The following is a 237-nucleotide window of genomic DNA, read 5'->3' on the forward strand; positions in this document are numbered from 1 at the left end:
ACGAATGGTTTACCTTTGCCCTTTCGCCGTGCGCGTGGAACACGAAGCGCCCGTCCCGATCGCAGGCAGGCAACCAACTCGCGCCGCAGCGCGCCACGCCCCTGAATGAACAGGGACTGGTAGATTGCTTCGTGGCTAATGCGCATCATTGGGTCATCTGGATAATCTAGTGGCAAACGGCGGGCGATCTGTTCAGGGCTCCAGGCCGTCGCCCATCTGCGGTGTTGTCGGCGTACC

Annotated in this window: 1 pseudogene; it reads right to left on the minus strand. The window is 61.2% G+C overall.

Going from position 1 to position 237, the window contains the following annotated elements:
* A pseudogene (locus E1297_RS00165) lies at positions 1-237 on the minus strand (IS30 family transposase); the annotation flags it as partial.

This window comes from Roseibium sp. RKSG952, from assembly GCF_009711355.1.